This is a genomic window from Providencia xihuensis, assembly GCF_041953405.1.
GTDB lineage: Bacteria > Pseudomonadota > Gammaproteobacteria > Enterobacterales > Enterobacteriaceae > Providencia > Providencia vermicola.
In genome coordinates, this window is the sequence record NZ_CP169565.1 from 1,629,701 (window position 1) to 1,645,968 (window position 16,268).

Consider the following 16,268-nt stretch of genomic DNA (forward strand, 5'->3'; position numbering starts at 1 on the left):
ATGAGACCATCAGACTTGTTACTCGATTTTGGGCGGCCAGTGGCTTACTACCCTGGTCTAGTTAAACGCTTTGGTAGCGTCAATGCGGTAATATTTTTTAGCCAGATATTTTATTGGCAAGATAAAACGGATTCTGAATTAGGAGTCTATAAGTCATCTGAGGATATTACAGCCGAAACGGGGTTAAGCTATCGCGAGCAACTCACCGCCAGAAAGCACCTCGTTAAACGTGGGATTTTAATTGAAACGGATAGGCGTTTAGAACACAAAATATATTACCGTATAGATTGTGACCAACTTGACCAAATAATGTCGCAACCTATTGATAAAGTCCCAAATGCGCAAAGCGCAACTGGGGAAAGTCACAATGGGGATTTGGCGAAACAACAAAATGAACAGTCGCCACAAGACAAATTCGACGGTGGCGGTGAAACAAATCCGCAGTTCGATCCTACAGAGATTACAACAGAGATTACTACAGAGAATACTAATGGTACGTCAGGCTGTGCTGACGTACCCAAACCCTCATCAAGAATAAAATTAGATTATGGCCATATCCTTGAGGCTTATCACAGCATTTTGCCTGATATGCCATCGGTTAAAGTGATGACTGATGCACGAAAACGGATGCTGAAAAACTTTTGGCTAAAATTTAAATTTAACCAGGAACGTTGGGAAAATTACTTGTCGTACATTGCGAATCATTGTCGGTGGATGACTGAAGATCGTGATAACGGCCGAGGAGGTTTATGGCGACGCAAAAACTTGGATTACCTGATCACTGAACGTTGCTACGTGGCGGTCAAGGAGGAGCGAGCCAATGACAAATAATTATTTTGTTCCTCCCTGTAACCTTGAAGCTGAACAAGCGGTTTTAGGTGGTTTGATGATTAGCACAGACGAAGATAAGCGTCTGCATGTTATTTCGCTAATTAAACCTGAATCATTCTATCAGTGGTCACATAATCGGATTTTTGCCGAGATAGTACGACTGATTAAAACCAATCAGCCTACTGATGTAATTACCGTAAGCGATGCGCTAACAGCAAATGGTGATTTAGACAAAGTTGGCGGTTTCGCCTATGTCGCTGAGCTTTGTATGTTACCAACAGCAGCAAACATAGTGAATTATGCACGGATCATTCGTGACAAGGCTATACAGCGTTATGCGATTAACAATCTCAACACTTGCGTCGAAATGTTGATGGCCAATGATGGCCTTGAAGTAAATCATAAACTGGCCAATGTACAGCAGGTGGTATCAAGCATCATTGAGCATGCTAAAACAGGTAAGAGTAAGGGTCTTAGACCAGCTCGTGATGTAGTAGGAGACTGGGTCGAGGAAGTTGAAAGGCGTTTTGATGATCCGACGAATGCCGCTGGTTTTACCTTAGGTATTGAATCACTTGATGATTTAATGGCTCCCAAGCAAGCGCTAAGAGGATCTCTAATTGTCGTAGGTGCTAGACCTAAAATGGGCAAAACCGCGTTCTACAACCGTGTAGCGACTCATTTTGCTTTAAATCACAGATTACCTACATTGTTATTCAGCCTTGAAATGACTGACCGAGGGATCATTGAGCGCATGATAGCTCAAGAGGGTGGTGTTTCAGCAGATATATTCTATACCGGTGCGCATGATGACATGGAAATGGCGCGGGCGTTAGCAAGAGCTGAAGAAATCGCAGAGTCGAATATGTACATCGACAGTACTCCTGGTGTTGATTTGCAACATATTATTGCTGAGTGTCGAAAGGTAAAAAGAGTTAAAGGGAAAATTGGGCTCATTGCTGTGGATTACCTGACATTAATCAAAGCTGCCCCAGCAGAACGCCGCGATATTGCCTACGGTGACATTACAACGGGTTTAAAGAACTTAGCCAAGGAAATGGATTGTGTGGTCCTATTACTTACCCAGCTTAACCGTAAACTGGAAGAACGAGCAGATAAACGACCGACACCTGCAGATAGCCGAGATACAGGGCAAATTGAGCAAGATTGTGATGTTTGGATCGGCCTATACCGTGATGCGGTTTATAACAATAATGCCGATAAATCGCTGATGGAAATTATTCTTCGTTTGAATCGTGATGGAAATACCGGAACGGCTTATGGGCAGCTGGTGGATTCGTATATCAAAAACATTAGCCAAAATGAGGCTGAAAGACTGTCGTTTAAGGGGCTGGACAAAGGGAGAGGGTATTCAAAGAAAGCGCTACAACATAATACAGCGATGTTTTGAACAATGATGACTTCTAAAGGAGCCCGTATAAGAACATAAAGTTTTTATATGGGCTATAGCTTGGCTGTAAATTAATTTACAGCTTTATGCTGAGTAATCATATTCTCTAAATTTGTAATAAGGTAGTCAACAGAGCCTTGTTTATGTTTATTTAATGCCCTTTCGGGGTTATTTTTTACTGCATTGGCAACAGTACTTTTGACTTTTGCTTCAATGTGAGCGCTCCATTGCTTACCTGCACCATAGAAACAATTTTTTACTCGGTCAGACCATACCGCGTTAGATTTAAATTTACTTGTATTTAAATTCACTCCAAATTCGTTAAAGATTAAATCTTTATATAGATTCAGATCTAAGCAATCTTCAAATTCAGAGTTAGTATTCCCATTACATTTTGTAAAAGTTACATCCTTCATTTTAAGCAATGAATATTGTTCTGCTTTTGCGTAAGCATCCTTACCAGCAGGATCATCATCTAAAAAACAATGATACATACAAAGAGAATTCCTTAATAATGTTAGAGCGTATGATAAATTACTAGCTCCATTTAAAGAATAAAAAATTAAAGAATGTGACTTTATAGCAGCTTCTATTACTTTACTGAAATGACTTAAAATGGCTTTAAGGGATATAATATCATCGTCACCTTCTACAACTAAAACAAAATTAGCATTTACTAAATTGTCTGATGCTCTAATACCTAAAATATCCCTTATTTCTTTTATGTTTTTTGTATGCGTAGCCTTTCCATTATCGATGATAATATTTGCTTTCAAGTTATCTCTAGCAACAAAAATAGGATTGTGGGTTGTCAAAATTATTTGATTCGTTTCTGAAAGGGAACAAACTACATCATTAATTTGATGTATTGCCCCTGGGTGTAAATGAGATTCTGGCTCTTCTATTGCTATAATTGATGTTCCGTGGTTCGGTGAATTATCTCTTAGTAAGCTTAGTGCTACTAAGCTTTTTACTCCATCACCTTTATAGTATAAATTTGTTGGGGTACCATCATCTATAATTATTTCAAAGTCATTCCTCATTGAGAGCCTTCTTGCATCGTCAGGTATTGTAATATTTACATCTTTTATAGAAGGAATAAAATCGATAAGTGGTTTTTTTATTGTGTCGGATAAGGTGTCAAGGATTGGTTGCTGTATTTGTTTTATAGTATCAAGGGCTGCTATATAGTCAGGAGACTTCTCAATCTCTTTCATTTTTGATAAAAGCATTTTCTTTACTACTTGCATTGAATCATTTTCAGTTCTCACAGCAGGTATGTAATTAAATATAATTTTTTGGGCTATAAATCTAGTTATTTTTGCTATTTTTTTATTTAAAGTTACTCCCCCTTTTCCTCGTTTTTCTAATATTTTTATATTAGGAGAGTTATCTTTACCAATTTTAATTTCTATAGTGAGTGACTCATTTATAGTGGATTTTATACTATCTTTAAATGAATTTCTATCATCATTATCTAATAGGAATTCTAATTTAAATATCGTTTGTAATCCCGACTTTCTTAATTGTAACGATATTGGAAAGTCATTCTCCCAGTTATACATATCAATCTTTCTATTGTACTTATAAAAAGAAGAAGATATAGTTCTAGAAGTAAAAGAGTTATTTTGGAGTAGGAAAAGTGCAGTATCTAACGCTTTTAATATGTTAGATTTACCTTCATTGTTTTTTCCTAGTAAAACGGTAAAGTCACTTATGGCTATTTTGTGAGCAGTAGTTATACTTCGATAATTAGTAATTGAAAAAAAATTTAATTTCATTTCATAGGTACCTCATGTTAATTTATGTTACATCAAACTAATTATTTAAAGAATTGTCATTAAAGTTGCCCAAATAATGTGATCTAAGTATGGATAAATTGAGTAGTAATATAGGATTTGATTAATAAGCATTAAGTATTTACAATGCATTCTTGGCCTGAACACCCAATCTTAACACTTGCTGTGTCTACTGAGAGAAACGTATGGCACAGCATAGCTTTATCAAAATGTCTAACGACACTCTTGTACCGGCTAATCCGGCGGCAAGGGATTTTTTGCATTCCAAAATCAAGTGTGGTGATGTGCTTTATGCTGATTTTAAGAAAGCACGAAACCCACGATTCCACCGCAAATACTTCGCATTACTCAATTTAGGCTACGAATACTGGGAACCAACCAGCGGCACCATTTCACCCGAAGAAAAAGAGCTAGTACGTGGTTACGTTAAATTCCTTGCTTACTACACCGATAACGACGACGCCCTCCAATCTGCTGCAGATGCTTATCTTGATGAGATAGCACAGAAACGTGCACATAATATTTCAGCAACCAAATCCTTTGATGCTTTCCGTTATTGGGTGGTAGAGCAATCTGGCCATTATGAAACCTTTGAAATGCCAGACGGTAGTCTACGCCGTGTAGCCAAATCAATCAGCTTTGCCAAAATGGATGACTTAGCCTTTGGCGAACTCTACAAAGCCACGCTCGACGTGCTTTGGAACTTCATTCTATTCCGTAAATTTCCCACCCAAGAAGCTGCTGAAAATGCGGCGGTTCAGTTATTAGATTTTACCTAGAGGCAAGACCAATGACCAAAAAATCAAAGACCAAAGAAGATAAACAGTGGCTATCAGATGTAGCCGCACTTGGCTGTATTTGCTGTCGAAACATGGGATATGGAGCAAGTCCCGCGGAAATTCATCATACACGAACAGGGCAGGGCATGGCTCAACGAGCTAGCCATAAAGATGTTTTACCGTTATGCCCATCTCATCATAGGCCTAGTTATGACACTGGTTTTCATGCAGCGCCTAAAACATGGCAGGAAATTCACGGTACCGAAATCGAGTTACTCGAGCAAACCAAAAGAGAAGTGATGGAGCTGCGAGCATGTCGAGTATAAAAAGTGTTTCTGATGGGCTTGTACTTGATGCTGAGCAAGAAGCTTGGTTGCAAGGTTGGCTATCCAAATTTGGCGCTTGGGTTTACAGTGGTAGATTAGAGAAACGCCAAAGCAGTATCATCGCTGAATTTATGGCTACTGTAGAAAAACGTGATTATCCAGAAAGGGAAATGTGTAATGACGACGACGGAATGTTAATCACCAAGGTGGTTGATAAAATTTATCATATAGACCGAGTCGCATTCACGTTATTGTTATTACGCTATGCCTTTGTGAGTTCTGACCGTGCCATTGCTCGTTATTACTATGGTATTGCACCGCCACGGCAAATGGTTCGCAGAAATCGCACGCTTGAATATCGAAAACCTTCGATGGCCACATGCCGTCGCGAGGTAAAAGAAATCATCCGTTCTGCAGAGTATTTAATTTATCCACATCTCTATAATGCATTTAAAATACGCGATAATGAGTGGAAAAAGAAAAATAATAGTAATAACGTGTTGACTTCTTTGATCCAATGAGCCACTATTTAAGTATAAGTTGCCGTTTTAGTAACTGTGACGAACTAACCCAGCCAATGCGCTGGGTTTTTGCTTTGATTACTACCATCTAATTTCTTTTATAAAATAACTCTATGAAGAATACTAAGCTAGTATAGAATATTAGTTAACAGTTTAATATTTTGTCATAGGAGATAAACCGATGGATAGCACCGAAGATAATAAAAATAAATTAGTTGATTTTTTAAACTATTTTGATAATAGCGTTGACAGAAGTACCATCATGAATCATATAGATGTTGAAAAACTTAACAAATTAATTGAAATTGAGAGTTCATATTCAACACTTGATGATTTTCAAAATAAAACTAATTTACTAATTGATGAATTGATTAAAGAATCTTTTGAAATTAGAAGTTTCTTAAGTGATATTACAGATTTTATTGTTAATAATTGTGATTATACAATGAAAAATGTAATTATTAAATCTATAAGTACTGGTTTTATAGGGAATTACTTTAAGTTAATTGCGATTTTAATGGAGTTCGTTTATCTTGGTCTGGATGATAAAGATAAAAAATATTCATTCGATTTTAATAAATATTTACGTAAGTTTAACTCAAGTCTGATATTGGAATGCTTAAAGAAAGGTGGAGGGCTGGAGTATGATTATTTTTACTATAAAAATATTTATCAAAGTAAGCTTTATTTGTACTTTAATAATAAGATTAAATCTGAGCTGAATAAGTATGACTCTGAATCTGGTGATTTTTATTCAAAAATAAAAGGAGAGTTTGAGAAGATTGAATCAGAGACAAGAACAGGAATAGATAAATTGGAAACTGATTTGAATTTAAAGCTTGAAGATCTAAAAACGTTGGAAACTAGAATAAATAAAGGTATTGATTCGGCAATTTTCGTTTCCTTAGATCAAGGGTATCAGACTCTTTATAATGATAAGTTAAATGAAAAAAAGAACGCTTTAATATGGGTTTATGTATTGGGAGGTAGCGTATTTGTTCCTATTTTAATTAAATTACTATCTATGTTTTTTACTGTGTATAGTATATATGGTTATGCATTATCTGCGGCGGTTACTTTTATTATTCTTTATTATTTTAGACTGGCAATTATAAATTATAATTCTATTAAAACGGAGTTGACACAAATAAGTCTTAGAAGAAATTTATGTGCATTTATTAATGGATATGTTGATTTTTCTAAAAGGCATGAAGAGCATATGTCTTTAAGTAAATTTGAAAATCTTATTTTTTCAAATATCATCTCTGATGAGAAAAAAGTTCCTTCATCACTAGATAGTTTAGAACAGTTGGCTAAATTGATAAGTACTATTAGAGGAGATAACTCTAATAAAACTACTCCATAGTGAACTTTGATTTAATGTGCTAAATTCATAATTTCGCCCGTTTTTTATATCTAATTAATCTCAGGCACTCCGTAGGGGGTGAAATCATGCGTATGGATAAATATAGCAACGCAGCCTACGGTAGTGCTGGGCTTACAGCATTCTTTGCAAGCCTATCACTTTATGAATGGGGCTTTATTATCGGGATGGCGTTCAGCATCATCCTTGGTCTCGCTACCTTTTTTATGAATCGACGAGAGCAACGAAGGCGAACACGTTTATTTGAAGAACTCGTTAATAAAACCGATCCTCTAAACCCCTCAGCCACTGCACGAAAAGCCGCCGAACTTATGGCGAAAGCGCCAAAGGATATCTAATGTCACTCAAACAAAAACTAACTGTGCTTGTTGGCGCAGGGGCTTCGGCTATCGCTTTAACGGTGATTGCACATTTTGAGGGTGTTAGGTATGAGCCGTATGAAGACGTTGGCGGGGTATTAACGGTCTGCTATGGGCATACGGGAATAGATATTGTTCCCAACAAGACTTACACAAAAGAAGAATGCAATGAGCTATTAGAATTAGATTTCGAATTAACAAAAATGCAGGTTGATAGATTAGTGAAAGTTCCTATCAATGATTATACAAAAGCAGCTCTATATTCATTTGCTTTCAATGTTGGAACTAATGCATTTGCAAGATCAACAATGCTTAAAAAACTCAACGAGGGTGATCAATACGGTGCCTGTGAAGAATTAAAAAAATGGGTTTATGTTAAAAAGAAAGTATGGCGTGGCCTAGTTAATCGCAGAGAAGCGGAGGCGGCCATATGTCATGGAAACCTATAGTGGTTGTAATGTGTTGCATGCTACTTGCGATATCAATAATAGCTTTCGGTGCTTACCGTCTGACAGATAATACATGTGGTATTGATAAAATCAGTTTAGAAAAACGCTGCCAGAAAGCCATCGATCATTATAAAGGTCAGCAAGTTAATTTTTAATCTTCTATATGGTAACCGGCATGAATAAAGTCAGAGCATTGTTATTTATCGCTGCATGGGTGGCCATATGGGGAATGTGGAAACAACATGAAAGGATAGGTGAGCTAAACACCAAGAATGCCGAACTACTTGTTGAGCTGACAGAGCAAGTCAAAATTAATGAAGATTACCAAGAACGCGTCCAATCTCTTCATAAACTCGATACAAAACATACTCAGGAACTAGCTAATGCAAAAAGTGAAGTTGATAAGTTACGTATTGCTGCTGAGCGCAATCCTGAGCGGGTGTATATCAAAGTCAGTTGTAAAAAAGCCGAAGGCACTACCGCCTCCGGCTTGGATGATGCAATCACCGCCAGACCTACTGACTCCGCTATCCGAAATTATTGGTTACTCAGACAACGAATTGCAGAGTCCAAGCAAATGATACTTGGATTGCAGGATTACATTAGAACGGAGTGTTTACGTTAATACCAATCGGTAAATGCTCTTGCAAAAAAAATTAAACTTATGAAGGTAAGGGCACTTAATAAGTAGATGGAAAACTTTAAAAAAAGCGTCGTTATATCTGGTTGTTTTTTATCTTTACTAATAATGAATAGGATGCAGATAAGGATAGGGATAGATATGAGTAAGAGCGCAATGGGGTAAGTATACATATATATTTATACAGCTCTCTTTGTGATGGAATTCTTATCAAATAGTAAAATATATCCTTAACAAAAAAAAGCCTACACAGCAGTAGGCTAAAAGATGTTGCTTTATACAATTGAATATCTCTTTAAACATAGTCGGTATTTCAAAGTATGCAAAATGATTTCTAAGAATTTAAATTTATAGTCGATTAAGTGAACAATGAGCCTCTATTTTGGGGCTTTTTAGTAGCCAGATATTGGATAGGTCTCACAGCAGCCTTTAGCCTGGTATGATCAGTCATTGATAATTTGAAATATCTGGATTCACATCTACCCTTTAAATACCCATAATTAATGTAAATGATTGTACAAAAGTGGTATGAAAAACAGAAGTCAACAATTACTAAATGATTCAGCACTCTTAGATGTAAGAATTAGATATTTAGTCAAATTTATACAAAGTAGAGTATTTAATAAACTACCAGATAGTGAAAAAAGATTGTTTGAGTCACAACTTTATTCAATGAAAGCGTTGTCATCTATATTAAAAATGAGAGTAGATATAGTAAATGATGGAAAATAACTATACATAATAGCCAGCCTATACGAGTTTTTATAAGGGAGGTATGAGAAAATACGCAGTAAAAACAAAGAAAAGCCCCAGTTTAGGGGCGAAATAAAACGAAGCAATAATTTGAATACACTATCAGCATAGATGATTAGCAAAGTTTTCACATGAATTAAGTGTAAGCAAATACGGAAAAGAAAATACAAAATAGAGTGTCGTTAAATGTACAAAGAAACACTAGAAGAATTAATATATCCTCTAGTGCTTTTTGCATGGAAGTAGGCTTTTTACTGAGCTGCTCTTTGTATTGCCTCTCCCCCAGCCTCTATGTCTTCACCAACACCTTTAGTGGTGTTACAGGCAGTTAATGTGAAAGCAACAGCTAATGAGCAGATGAGGAAACTGATTTTTTTCAACATATTTTCTTCCTTTTAGTGTGAAGCTATAAGTTACAAAAGATCACTTTTAATTATAGCAGAACAATTTGATTACCATTTTTATCTGCATAGAGCTGTAATATTAATCCATGATATCTGTATGGGAATGGTATGGTTAGGGATACCTGACAAATGAAAATGAGCTGCTATATTTTAAGTGTTAATACTTATTTTGGTAATTAATCACATTAGCAATAAAGGGTACACTCTATGATATTAAAAGAGCTATTTATCCGTATGCTTTATGTTTTTCAATACTTAGTAGTTGGTTTTCTCTTATTATTAACATCAATAGCCATACCAAATTGGTTAGGTAAGACATCAGTCTTTTTTGTAGGGTAGAATCTAGTAAGTGAGTAGCATTTAGGGAGTCAGTCATGGCAGGTAGTGAAGTGGACGAAATTAAGTATTTACCATGGACAGGTGCGGCTTTGAAAGTAGCCTTGATAATGACAGTCGAAGCTATGAAGTTAACGCCTGAAGAGGCAGAAAGGAAAAACATTACTGTTGTAGTTGGTCCGTATGCTCGCCCATATAAGGAAATAATGGCCATAGCTGAAGAGTATGGTGGAAGAGAAATTCCTAAATCAATGCGCGATATGCCATCAGATGTTAAATAGATAACAAGAATTCATCACGAGCCTCGCAATAGCGGGGCTTTTTAATGGCTTCTTCGCAATTAAGTGAGGTGGTTCATATCTTACTGACGGGTAAGCCGTAAGTGACCAAAGTAACGTAGTGGTACGTGATGATGGCTGTGAAAAATAAACTCAATAAAATCAGTAAATGAAAATAGGTGCCCATATAGAGGAGTCAACCTCAATCCGTGCGTACCGATTGCTTATCTCTATTCAAAGCGTATCTCACACGCAAACATCACAACCCTAGCCAGTTCTTGAGAAGTAAGCAGATAAAGACATTTGTTGATAAATTAAGCGCAATGCAAAATTGCACTGCGGTCAAAGTTATCAATGGTGGGCTGAATCATGGAGTATGGGCTTTAGAGTTAGTTGTCATTAGATATGCTACTTGGTTAAAGCATGAGTTTGAAATTCTCGTTTACAACACATTCAAAGATGCAGCAAGGAAAGGTTTGGATGTCATGACTAAGCTTAATAAGTTAGATCACGTCATCAACACTGAAACCAAAAATGTAAGTAGCTGTGCAAGAACAATGGCTAACTGGGGGAGTGGGTGGTAGGAAGCAATTACTACTAACAGCAAGAGAGCGAGTAGTGAAAGAAGCTCAGATGTACTTACCGAATATTGAATAGGTCGCTCAGCAGCCTTTTTTATGCGAAAGTATCTCATCAGCGAATTCTGAGTGAGATGACAATGCAGATAAAGTCCACATTAATGTTTTTAAGTATGCTGCTACTTAACGGTTGCAGTGTAAAAGTGCCAAAGGATATTTCACCTGTTAAGAATTTTGATTTGTCTCGTTATCTTGGGGAGTGGCATGAGGTAGCTAGAATCGATAATCGATTTGAAAAAGGATTAAGTAAGGTCTCTGCTAATTATTCCCTTCGTGATGATGGAGGCGTAAAAGTAGTAAACAAAGGATGGGATTCGGAGAATAAAAAATGGAAAGAAAGTATCGGAAAAGCTTACTTTGTTGAATCTTCTGATGTAGGGGCTTTGAAGGTTTCATTCTTCGGTCCTTTTTATGGCGGTTATAATATTATTAAGCTCGATGATAACTATCAATATTCATTAGTTGTTGGCCCTAACAAAGATTATCTGTGGGTACTATCGCGTACTCCAACTATGCCACCAGAGTTATTAAATGAATACCTTAGTTTTGCAAGTAGCTGTGGTTTTGATAGGCAAAGAATATTGATATTTCAATAGTATTTATTCCTTGTGAAAACTTAATAAATCAATGCATGACCCGTCAAGTGCGGGTTTTTTTATTGAGGGAAATAGCTAATCAGAAAGTTTATTCCTACAAGTAGACTTTCTAATGGGCTAAGGAGATAAAGACGATGGCTAAACTGGATTGGGGGACGCTACAGCAACAGTTCCTCACCGAACACGCTAAATCAGGAATATCCCCTAAAGAGTGGTGTGAAGACCAGGGACTTAATTACGCAACTGCGCGACGATATATTAAAAAGCCAGCTGCGCAAAAAACTGCGCGCAAGAAATTGCGCACTGCGCACGAAAAAGAATGCGCAAAAGAGCTTATATGTAATGGCTCTATACCAACTGCGCAAATTAGTGAACAAGATAATGCGCACAATGATGAAAGTGCGTTTAACCTGCGCAACTACAAGCTTACAGACCTACAATTTCGTTTCGTCAATGAGTATCTTATCGACTTAAACCGCACAGCTGCATACAAAAGAGCAGGTGGTAAATGTGATGGCCATAATGCCTACGCTAGCGCAAGTCAGATATATAGAAATATTGAGGTCAATCGAGCAATAAGAGACGCACTAGTAGAACGAGAACGCAGAACCGAAATAACCCAAGATGCCGTATTAAAAATGTGGTGGGATATTGCAACTGCAGATGTTAACGAGCTAACGGAATATCGCCGATTATGTTGTCGTCATTGTTGGGGCTTTGGTTTCAATTATCAGTGGCGTGATGCGGTCGAATATGACGATGCTGTGAAAAAAAACATGGCAGCAAGTAAACCGCCTCCGCAAGATGTGGGTGGCTACGGTTACGATGACACATTAGACCCTAATCCCGATTGCCCTAGATGTAATGGTGCTGGTATTGGCCGTGCGCATTTTCATGATACGCGTGATTTAACTGGCGCGGCTCGTCGTTTATTTGCTGGTGTGAAAGAGGGTAAGTTTGGTGTCGAGGTGATCACTCGTAATCAAGACGATGCGCTTAAAATGGTTGCACAGCATTTGGGGATGGTTAAGAACAAGACTGAGATAACGGGCGCCGATGGTGGGCCTATTCAATCAACAGGTATTGATTTAAGTCATTTGAGTTTTGAGCAGCTTATACAATTGAGAGAAAAAGCCCAAAAGTGATATAACATACCCATGTGGAAAAATGGAAGCATGGATATGCAAAAGGTAAAAATAGACCAAATAACGTATGAGTGGCATACATATGAAACCGATAAGTACAACGGAATTTATGGTTTCAATTTCGATGGTACTAATGCGCAAGTTCTAGAAATTAAAGGTGTTGATTATGATTTTCATATCGTAATGCGAGTGCGTAAATACGCCGGCTATTTTTCTCTTGGGACTATGTTGTGCTTTGGCTCTGTGCTGTCTAAGGATTATAGTGTTGTTGAATCAGGTGTGCGTTTATTTTTATATAGACCGAGGCTTAATATAGCCAAAGGCCATGATATCAAAAGTAAACACATTCAGAGCATTTTGCAGCATATTAATAGTGATAGATTTAGGCCATTTATTGCTGATGTACGGGGAGAGTGGATAGATAGAAAAGCACTACCTCATGAAGTGAAAAAGATTAGTAGATAATTTCTTCTTTATCGCCTTTATTTAACATAATGGTCCTTACATGCCCTGCGACTTTTCAACTCAATTAAAATGTCACCTCAAACCGATAAAAGTCTAAATCTTCTTTCTGAATTTAGGCTTTTTATTCGTTGCTAATTTGTTATCAAAAACTCATTTTCCATTTCACTGTCATTTTGAGGTGAAAGGGCTATTTATTCCATTTTAGGTGTGGCTATGAATATCGATTTCAGTTTGTTTGATGAAGAGATCGAAAGGGAGATAGCGCGCCGCAGTTTGCATGAGTTCATTCAGTATATAAATCCTGAATACATCACGAGCCATTTTTCTCAAACAGTGTGTGATGCGCTCGACCAGTTCTTGGTTGATATGATGGACGGGAAGCGCCCTAAATTAATATTAGGCGCACCGCCACAGCATGGTAAGTCTGATATTGTTTCCCGTTATCTTCCCGCTTATTTCTTTGGAAAATACCCCAACATGCGCGTCGGGGCGCTATCGTATTCCTCTGATTTAGCCGGTGATATGAACACCGATGTTCAGCGAATTATGATGTCGGCTGAATATCGTGCGTTATTTCCTAAGAGCTGGTTAGGCAATAAGCCTGAGAATGGCATTGCTGTTAAACGTAACTCTGACGAGTTCGGCATTGCCAATCACAAAGGCAGCTATGTGTGTGCGGGGGTCGGTGGTCCATTAACCGGTAAGAAAGTTGACCTCGGTATTATTGATGACCCGATAAAGAACTCGAAAGAAGCACTTAGCCCGACGGTTAAAAAATCGATTTGGAACTGGTACGTATCGACCTTTAAGACCCGTTTATCAAAAAACAGCGGTGAAATCATCATGGCCACGCGGTGGGCGACCGATGATTTATCTGGCCAATTAAAAGAAAAAGCCCCTGAAACCAAGGTACTTGCATTCCCTGCCATTAATGAGCAAGGGGAAGCGTTGGTACCTGAACTTCATCCTATCGATAAACTGTTGGAAACCAAAGCGATCCTTGGTGATTACTTCTGGTCTGCCATGTATCAACAGTCACCGAAGCCGGGGGATGGTCAAATCTTCCACGAAGAGTTTGTTCGCTATTACTTACCTAAAGACCTACCGGATAAGTTCGATAAAGTTATCCATAGCTGGGATATGACCTTTAAAGACAGCGACGGTACTGACTATGTTGTTGGTCAGGTTTGGGGCAAGAAAGATGCCAATGCCTATTTGCTCTATCAAATTCGAAAACGCATGAGCTTTACTCAAACTAAGGATGCCGTGAAGCTGCTCGCGGAAAAATTCCCTGAAGGGCGCCGTAAGCTGGTGGAGGATAAAGCTAATGGTCCTGCAGTTATCGACTCTCTTAAATCATCGGTATCAGGCTTAATTCCCGTTGAGCCTGATGGCAGCAAAATCGCACGCGCTCACGCCTGTACCGCTGAATGGGAGGCTGGCAACGTGTGGCTACCACACAAAGACATTGCACCGTGGATAGTGGAAACCGTTGAGGAAATTACCACGTTCCCATTTGCTGGCCATGACGATACGGTGGATGCGATGACGCAGGCACTGCGTGATTTATACCAGAAGAAAAAAGGCGGTTTCTTTACAACCAAGAGGTAATTCTATGTGGCCGTTTAAAAGGCGAAAAATTGCAGAACAGATTGCACCGCCGAAGCGGTCAGCGTTTACCACAGATTTGTATCCTGCATTAGCAAAAGAGAAGGGATTTAACGGGTTAGTTCTACCGCAGCCGATGATTAACGGTGTGGGGATGGACAGCATCGATACTTCCGTTCCCTCATTTAAAGGCGAGCAAGTTTATGGCGTACCTGAATCGCAAGCGGCGTGGTATGCCTCGCAAATGTTTATTGGCAACAATATGTGCGCCATCATTGCGAAACATTGGCTGGTGGATAAGGCCTGTAATATGCCTGCCCGTGATGCCATTCGCCAAGGGTATGATATTGATTGCGATGATGACGATGACAGCGCTATCAGTAAGAAGCTACGCAAACGTGATAAAAAGTACCGCATACAGCATCACTTGAAAGAGCTTATTCACTTTGGGCGAGTGTATGGCGGTCGATTAGCACTGTTTGTGGTGGAAACCTCAAACCCGAAAGAGTGGTATGAAAATCCGTTCAATCTCGATGGTGTGACTAAAGGGATGTACAAGGGGATCAAGCAAATTGACCCGCAATGGGTAACGCCTGATTTAACTGATTCGAATATCCAAGACCCTGCCAGCATGGATTTTTACGACCCAACCTATTATGTGATTGCGGGTCGCAAATACCATAAATCGCACTTTATTAAGTTTGTCCCGTTCCCCGTGCCTAACGTGCTAAAGCCGCTTTATAACTATTTCGGCGTATCCGTGCCAGAGCGCATTTATGAGCGTGTCTATGCTTCAGAACGTACAGCCAATGAAGCGCCACAACTGGCGATGACCAAGCGGTTATTGACGATTGGTATGGCTGATCCTGAAGGTGCAGATAAGAACACCATTCAGGAAAATATGCTTTATTTTATGGAGATGCGCGATAACTATGGTGTGCAGGTAATGGGGAAAGAGGATGTTGCACAGCAGTTCGACACCTCGTTAGCGGATTTAGACGCCACCATTATGACGCAATACCAGCTGGTGGCTGCGGCAGCAAACGTACCCGCCACTAAGTTACTCGGTACCACGCCAAAGGGCTTTAATGCCACCGGTGAATATGAAGAGTCGAACTACCGTGAAGAACTGGAAAGCGTCCAATCGAACGACTTAGAAGAACTCTTGCAGCGTCATTACGACATGTTGATGCGCAGTGAAGAATTACCACTGACTGAAATATCGGTCACTTGGGCGCCACTTGATAGCCCAACGGCCGCAGAGAGTGCCGATATTGAGTTGAAGTCTGCTCAGACGGATGCGGCTCTAGCGGCTACGGGCGCAATTGATGGGTTAGATATTCGTAAAAAACTGGCAGCTGATAAAGAGTCGAGCTATTACGGCATTGATGTAAACGAGGGCGATTATGTCGAGACGAATACGAGTCCGAACGAAAAAGGCGAAATGGGCAACCTCCCGCCAAGCGGTATTGAAGGGCAAACCCCTGCAGTATTCAGCAGCACCATCTAGCCGTTATCAACGTGACATGTCACGGTTGATTAGTTC

20 protein-coding genes are annotated in these 16,268 nt (G+C 38.8%); 18 read left to right on the forward strand and 2 right to left on the reverse strand.

Annotated elements, in window-relative coordinates; genetic code table 11:
* Together ACE2AL_RS07150 and ACE2AL_RS07155 are read left to right on the forward strand one after the other, a co-directional pair.
* Positions 1 to 831, forward strand: a complete 831-nt coding sequence (locus ACE2AL_RS07150; protein WP_375084188.1) for a replication protein — start codon at positions 1 to 3, stop codon at positions 829 to 831.
* Complete coding sequence (locus ACE2AL_RS07155) at positions 821 to 2,242, forward strand: replicative DNA helicase (protein ID WP_375084189.1); 1,422 nt, start codon at positions 821 to 823, stop codon at positions 2,240 to 2,242. Before ACE2AL_RS07150 ends, ACE2AL_RS07155 begins: the two co-directional genes overlap by 11 nt.
* 71 nt (positions 2,243 to 2,313) lie before the next feature.
* On the opposite strand, the gene ACE2AL_RS07160 is transcribed toward ACE2AL_RS07155, so the two are convergent.
* Positions 2,314 to 4,023, reverse strand: a complete 1,710-nt coding sequence (locus tag ACE2AL_RS07160; protein WP_375084190.1) for an ATP-dependent endonuclease — start codon at positions 4,021 to 4,023, stop codon at positions 2,314 to 2,316.
* A 203-nt stretch (positions 4,024 to 4,226) separates the two neighbouring features.
* On the opposite strand from ACE2AL_RS07160, the gene ACE2AL_RS07165 reads away from it, so the two are divergent.
* The 9 genes from ACE2AL_RS07165 (at position 4,227) to ACE2AL_RS07205 (ending at position 9,231) form a co-directional block, all read left to right on the forward strand.
* Positions 4,227 to 4,820, forward strand: a complete 594-nt coding sequence (locus ACE2AL_RS07165) for a DUF1367 family protein (protein ID WP_375084191.1) — start codon at positions 4,227 to 4,229, stop codon at positions 4,818 to 4,820.
* Positions 4,821 to 4,831: 11 nt separating this feature from the next.
* A complete protein-coding gene (locus tag ACE2AL_RS07170; RefSeq protein WP_375084192.1) occupies positions 4,832 to 5,146 on the forward strand; it encodes a Ref family recombination enhancement nuclease in 315 nt (104 codons plus the stop codon).
* Complete coding sequence (locus tag ACE2AL_RS07175; RefSeq protein ID WP_375084193.1) at positions 5,134 to 5,667, forward strand: antiterminator Q family protein; 534 nt, start codon at positions 5,134 to 5,136, stop codon at positions 5,665 to 5,667. The genes ACE2AL_RS07170 and ACE2AL_RS07175 overlap by 13 nt, the downstream gene beginning before the upstream one ends.
* 181 nt (positions 5,668 to 5,848) lie before the next feature.
* Entirely contained in the window at positions 5,849 to 7,033 is a 1,185-nt protein-coding gene (locus tag ACE2AL_RS07180) for a hypothetical protein (protein ID WP_375084194.1), read from the forward strand.
* Between the two features lie 86 nt (positions 7,034 to 7,119).
* Positions 7,120 to 7,389 (forward strand): HP1 family phage holin, encoded by a 270-nt coding sequence (locus ACE2AL_RS07185; protein WP_375084195.1) that lies wholly within the window; start codon positions 7,120 to 7,122, stop codon positions 7,387 to 7,389.
* Positions 7,389 to 7,859, forward strand: a complete 471-nt coding sequence (locus ACE2AL_RS07190) for a lysozyme (RefSeq protein ID WP_349487124.1) — start codon at positions 7,389 to 7,391, stop codon at positions 7,857 to 7,859. Before ACE2AL_RS07185 ends, ACE2AL_RS07190 begins: the two co-directional genes overlap by 1 nt.
* Positions 7,841 to 8,014: a hypothetical protein gene (locus tag ACE2AL_RS07195; protein ID WP_375084196.1), complete on the forward strand. Its 174-nt coding sequence runs from the start codon at positions 7,841 to 7,843 to the stop codon at positions 8,012 to 8,014. The genes ACE2AL_RS07190 and ACE2AL_RS07195 overlap by 19 nt, the downstream gene beginning before the upstream one ends.
* Positions 8,015 to 8,034: 20 nt before the next feature.
* On the forward strand, positions 8,035 to 8,484 hold the full coding sequence (locus ACE2AL_RS07200) for a lysis protein (RefSeq protein WP_375084197.1): 450 nt from the start codon (positions 8,035 to 8,037) through the stop codon (positions 8,482 to 8,484).
* A 543-nt stretch (positions 8,485 to 9,027) separates the two neighbouring features.
* Entirely contained in the window at positions 9,028 to 9,231 is a 204-nt protein-coding gene (locus ACE2AL_RS07205; RefSeq protein ID WP_375084198.1) for a hypothetical protein, read from the forward strand.
* 272 nt (positions 9,232 to 9,503) lie between these two features.
* Here the strand turns inward: ACE2AL_RS07205 and ACE2AL_RS07210 are convergent, their stop codons facing one another.
* Complete coding sequence (locus tag ACE2AL_RS07210; protein ID WP_048607741.1) at positions 9,504 to 9,635, reverse strand: entericidin A/B family lipoprotein; 132 nt, start codon at positions 9,633 to 9,635, stop codon at positions 9,504 to 9,506.
* 395 nt (positions 9,636 to 10,030) lie between these two features.
* Between ACE2AL_RS07210 and ACE2AL_RS07215 the strand changes: the two genes are divergently transcribed.
* The 7 genes from ACE2AL_RS07215 (at position 10,031) to ACE2AL_RS07245 (ending at position 16,232) form a co-directional block, all read left to right on the forward strand.
* Positions 10,031 to 10,273: a hypothetical protein gene (locus ACE2AL_RS07215; protein WP_166686136.1), complete on the forward strand. Its 243-nt coding sequence runs from the start codon at positions 10,031 to 10,033 to the stop codon at positions 10,271 to 10,273.
* Between the two features lie 206 nt (positions 10,274 to 10,479).
* Positions 10,480 to 10,854: a KilA-N domain-containing protein gene (locus ACE2AL_RS07220; RefSeq protein ID WP_349491950.1), complete on the forward strand. Its 375-nt coding sequence runs from the start codon at positions 10,480 to 10,482 to the stop codon at positions 10,852 to 10,854.
* 134 nt (positions 10,855 to 10,988) lie between these two features.
* Positions 10,989 to 11,504, forward strand: coding sequence for a lipocalin family protein (locus ACE2AL_RS07225; RefSeq protein ID WP_375084199.1), 516 nt, complete (start codon positions 10,989 to 10,991; stop codon positions 11,502 to 11,504).
* 134 nt (positions 11,505 to 11,638) lie between these two features.
* Entirely contained in the window at positions 11,639 to 12,649 is a 1,011-nt protein-coding gene (locus ACE2AL_RS07230; RefSeq protein WP_375084200.1) for a terminase small subunit, read from the forward strand.
* Positions 12,650 to 12,679: 30 nt separating this feature from the next.
* Positions 12,680 to 13,114 carry a hypothetical protein gene (locus tag ACE2AL_RS07235; RefSeq protein ID WP_166264720.1) on the forward strand — a complete coding sequence of 145 codons (435 nt, stop codon included), beginning with the start codon at positions 12,680 to 12,682 and terminating at the stop codon, positions 13,112 to 13,114.
* A 213-nt stretch (positions 13,115 to 13,327) separates the two neighbouring features.
* Positions 13,328 to 14,725, forward strand: a complete 1,398-nt coding sequence (terL, locus tag ACE2AL_RS07240) for a phage terminase large subunit (RefSeq protein ID WP_166685299.1) — start codon at positions 13,328 to 13,330, stop codon at positions 14,723 to 14,725.
* A 4-nt stretch (positions 14,726 to 14,729) separates the two neighbouring features.
* The gene (locus ACE2AL_RS07245) at positions 14,730 to 16,232 is read left to right on the forward strand and encodes a DUF1073 domain-containing protein (protein WP_375084201.1); all 1,503 of its coding nucleotides are present in this window, start codon (positions 14,730 to 14,732) and stop codon (positions 16,230 to 16,232) included.
* Positions 16,233 to 16,268 lie beyond the last annotated feature (36 nt).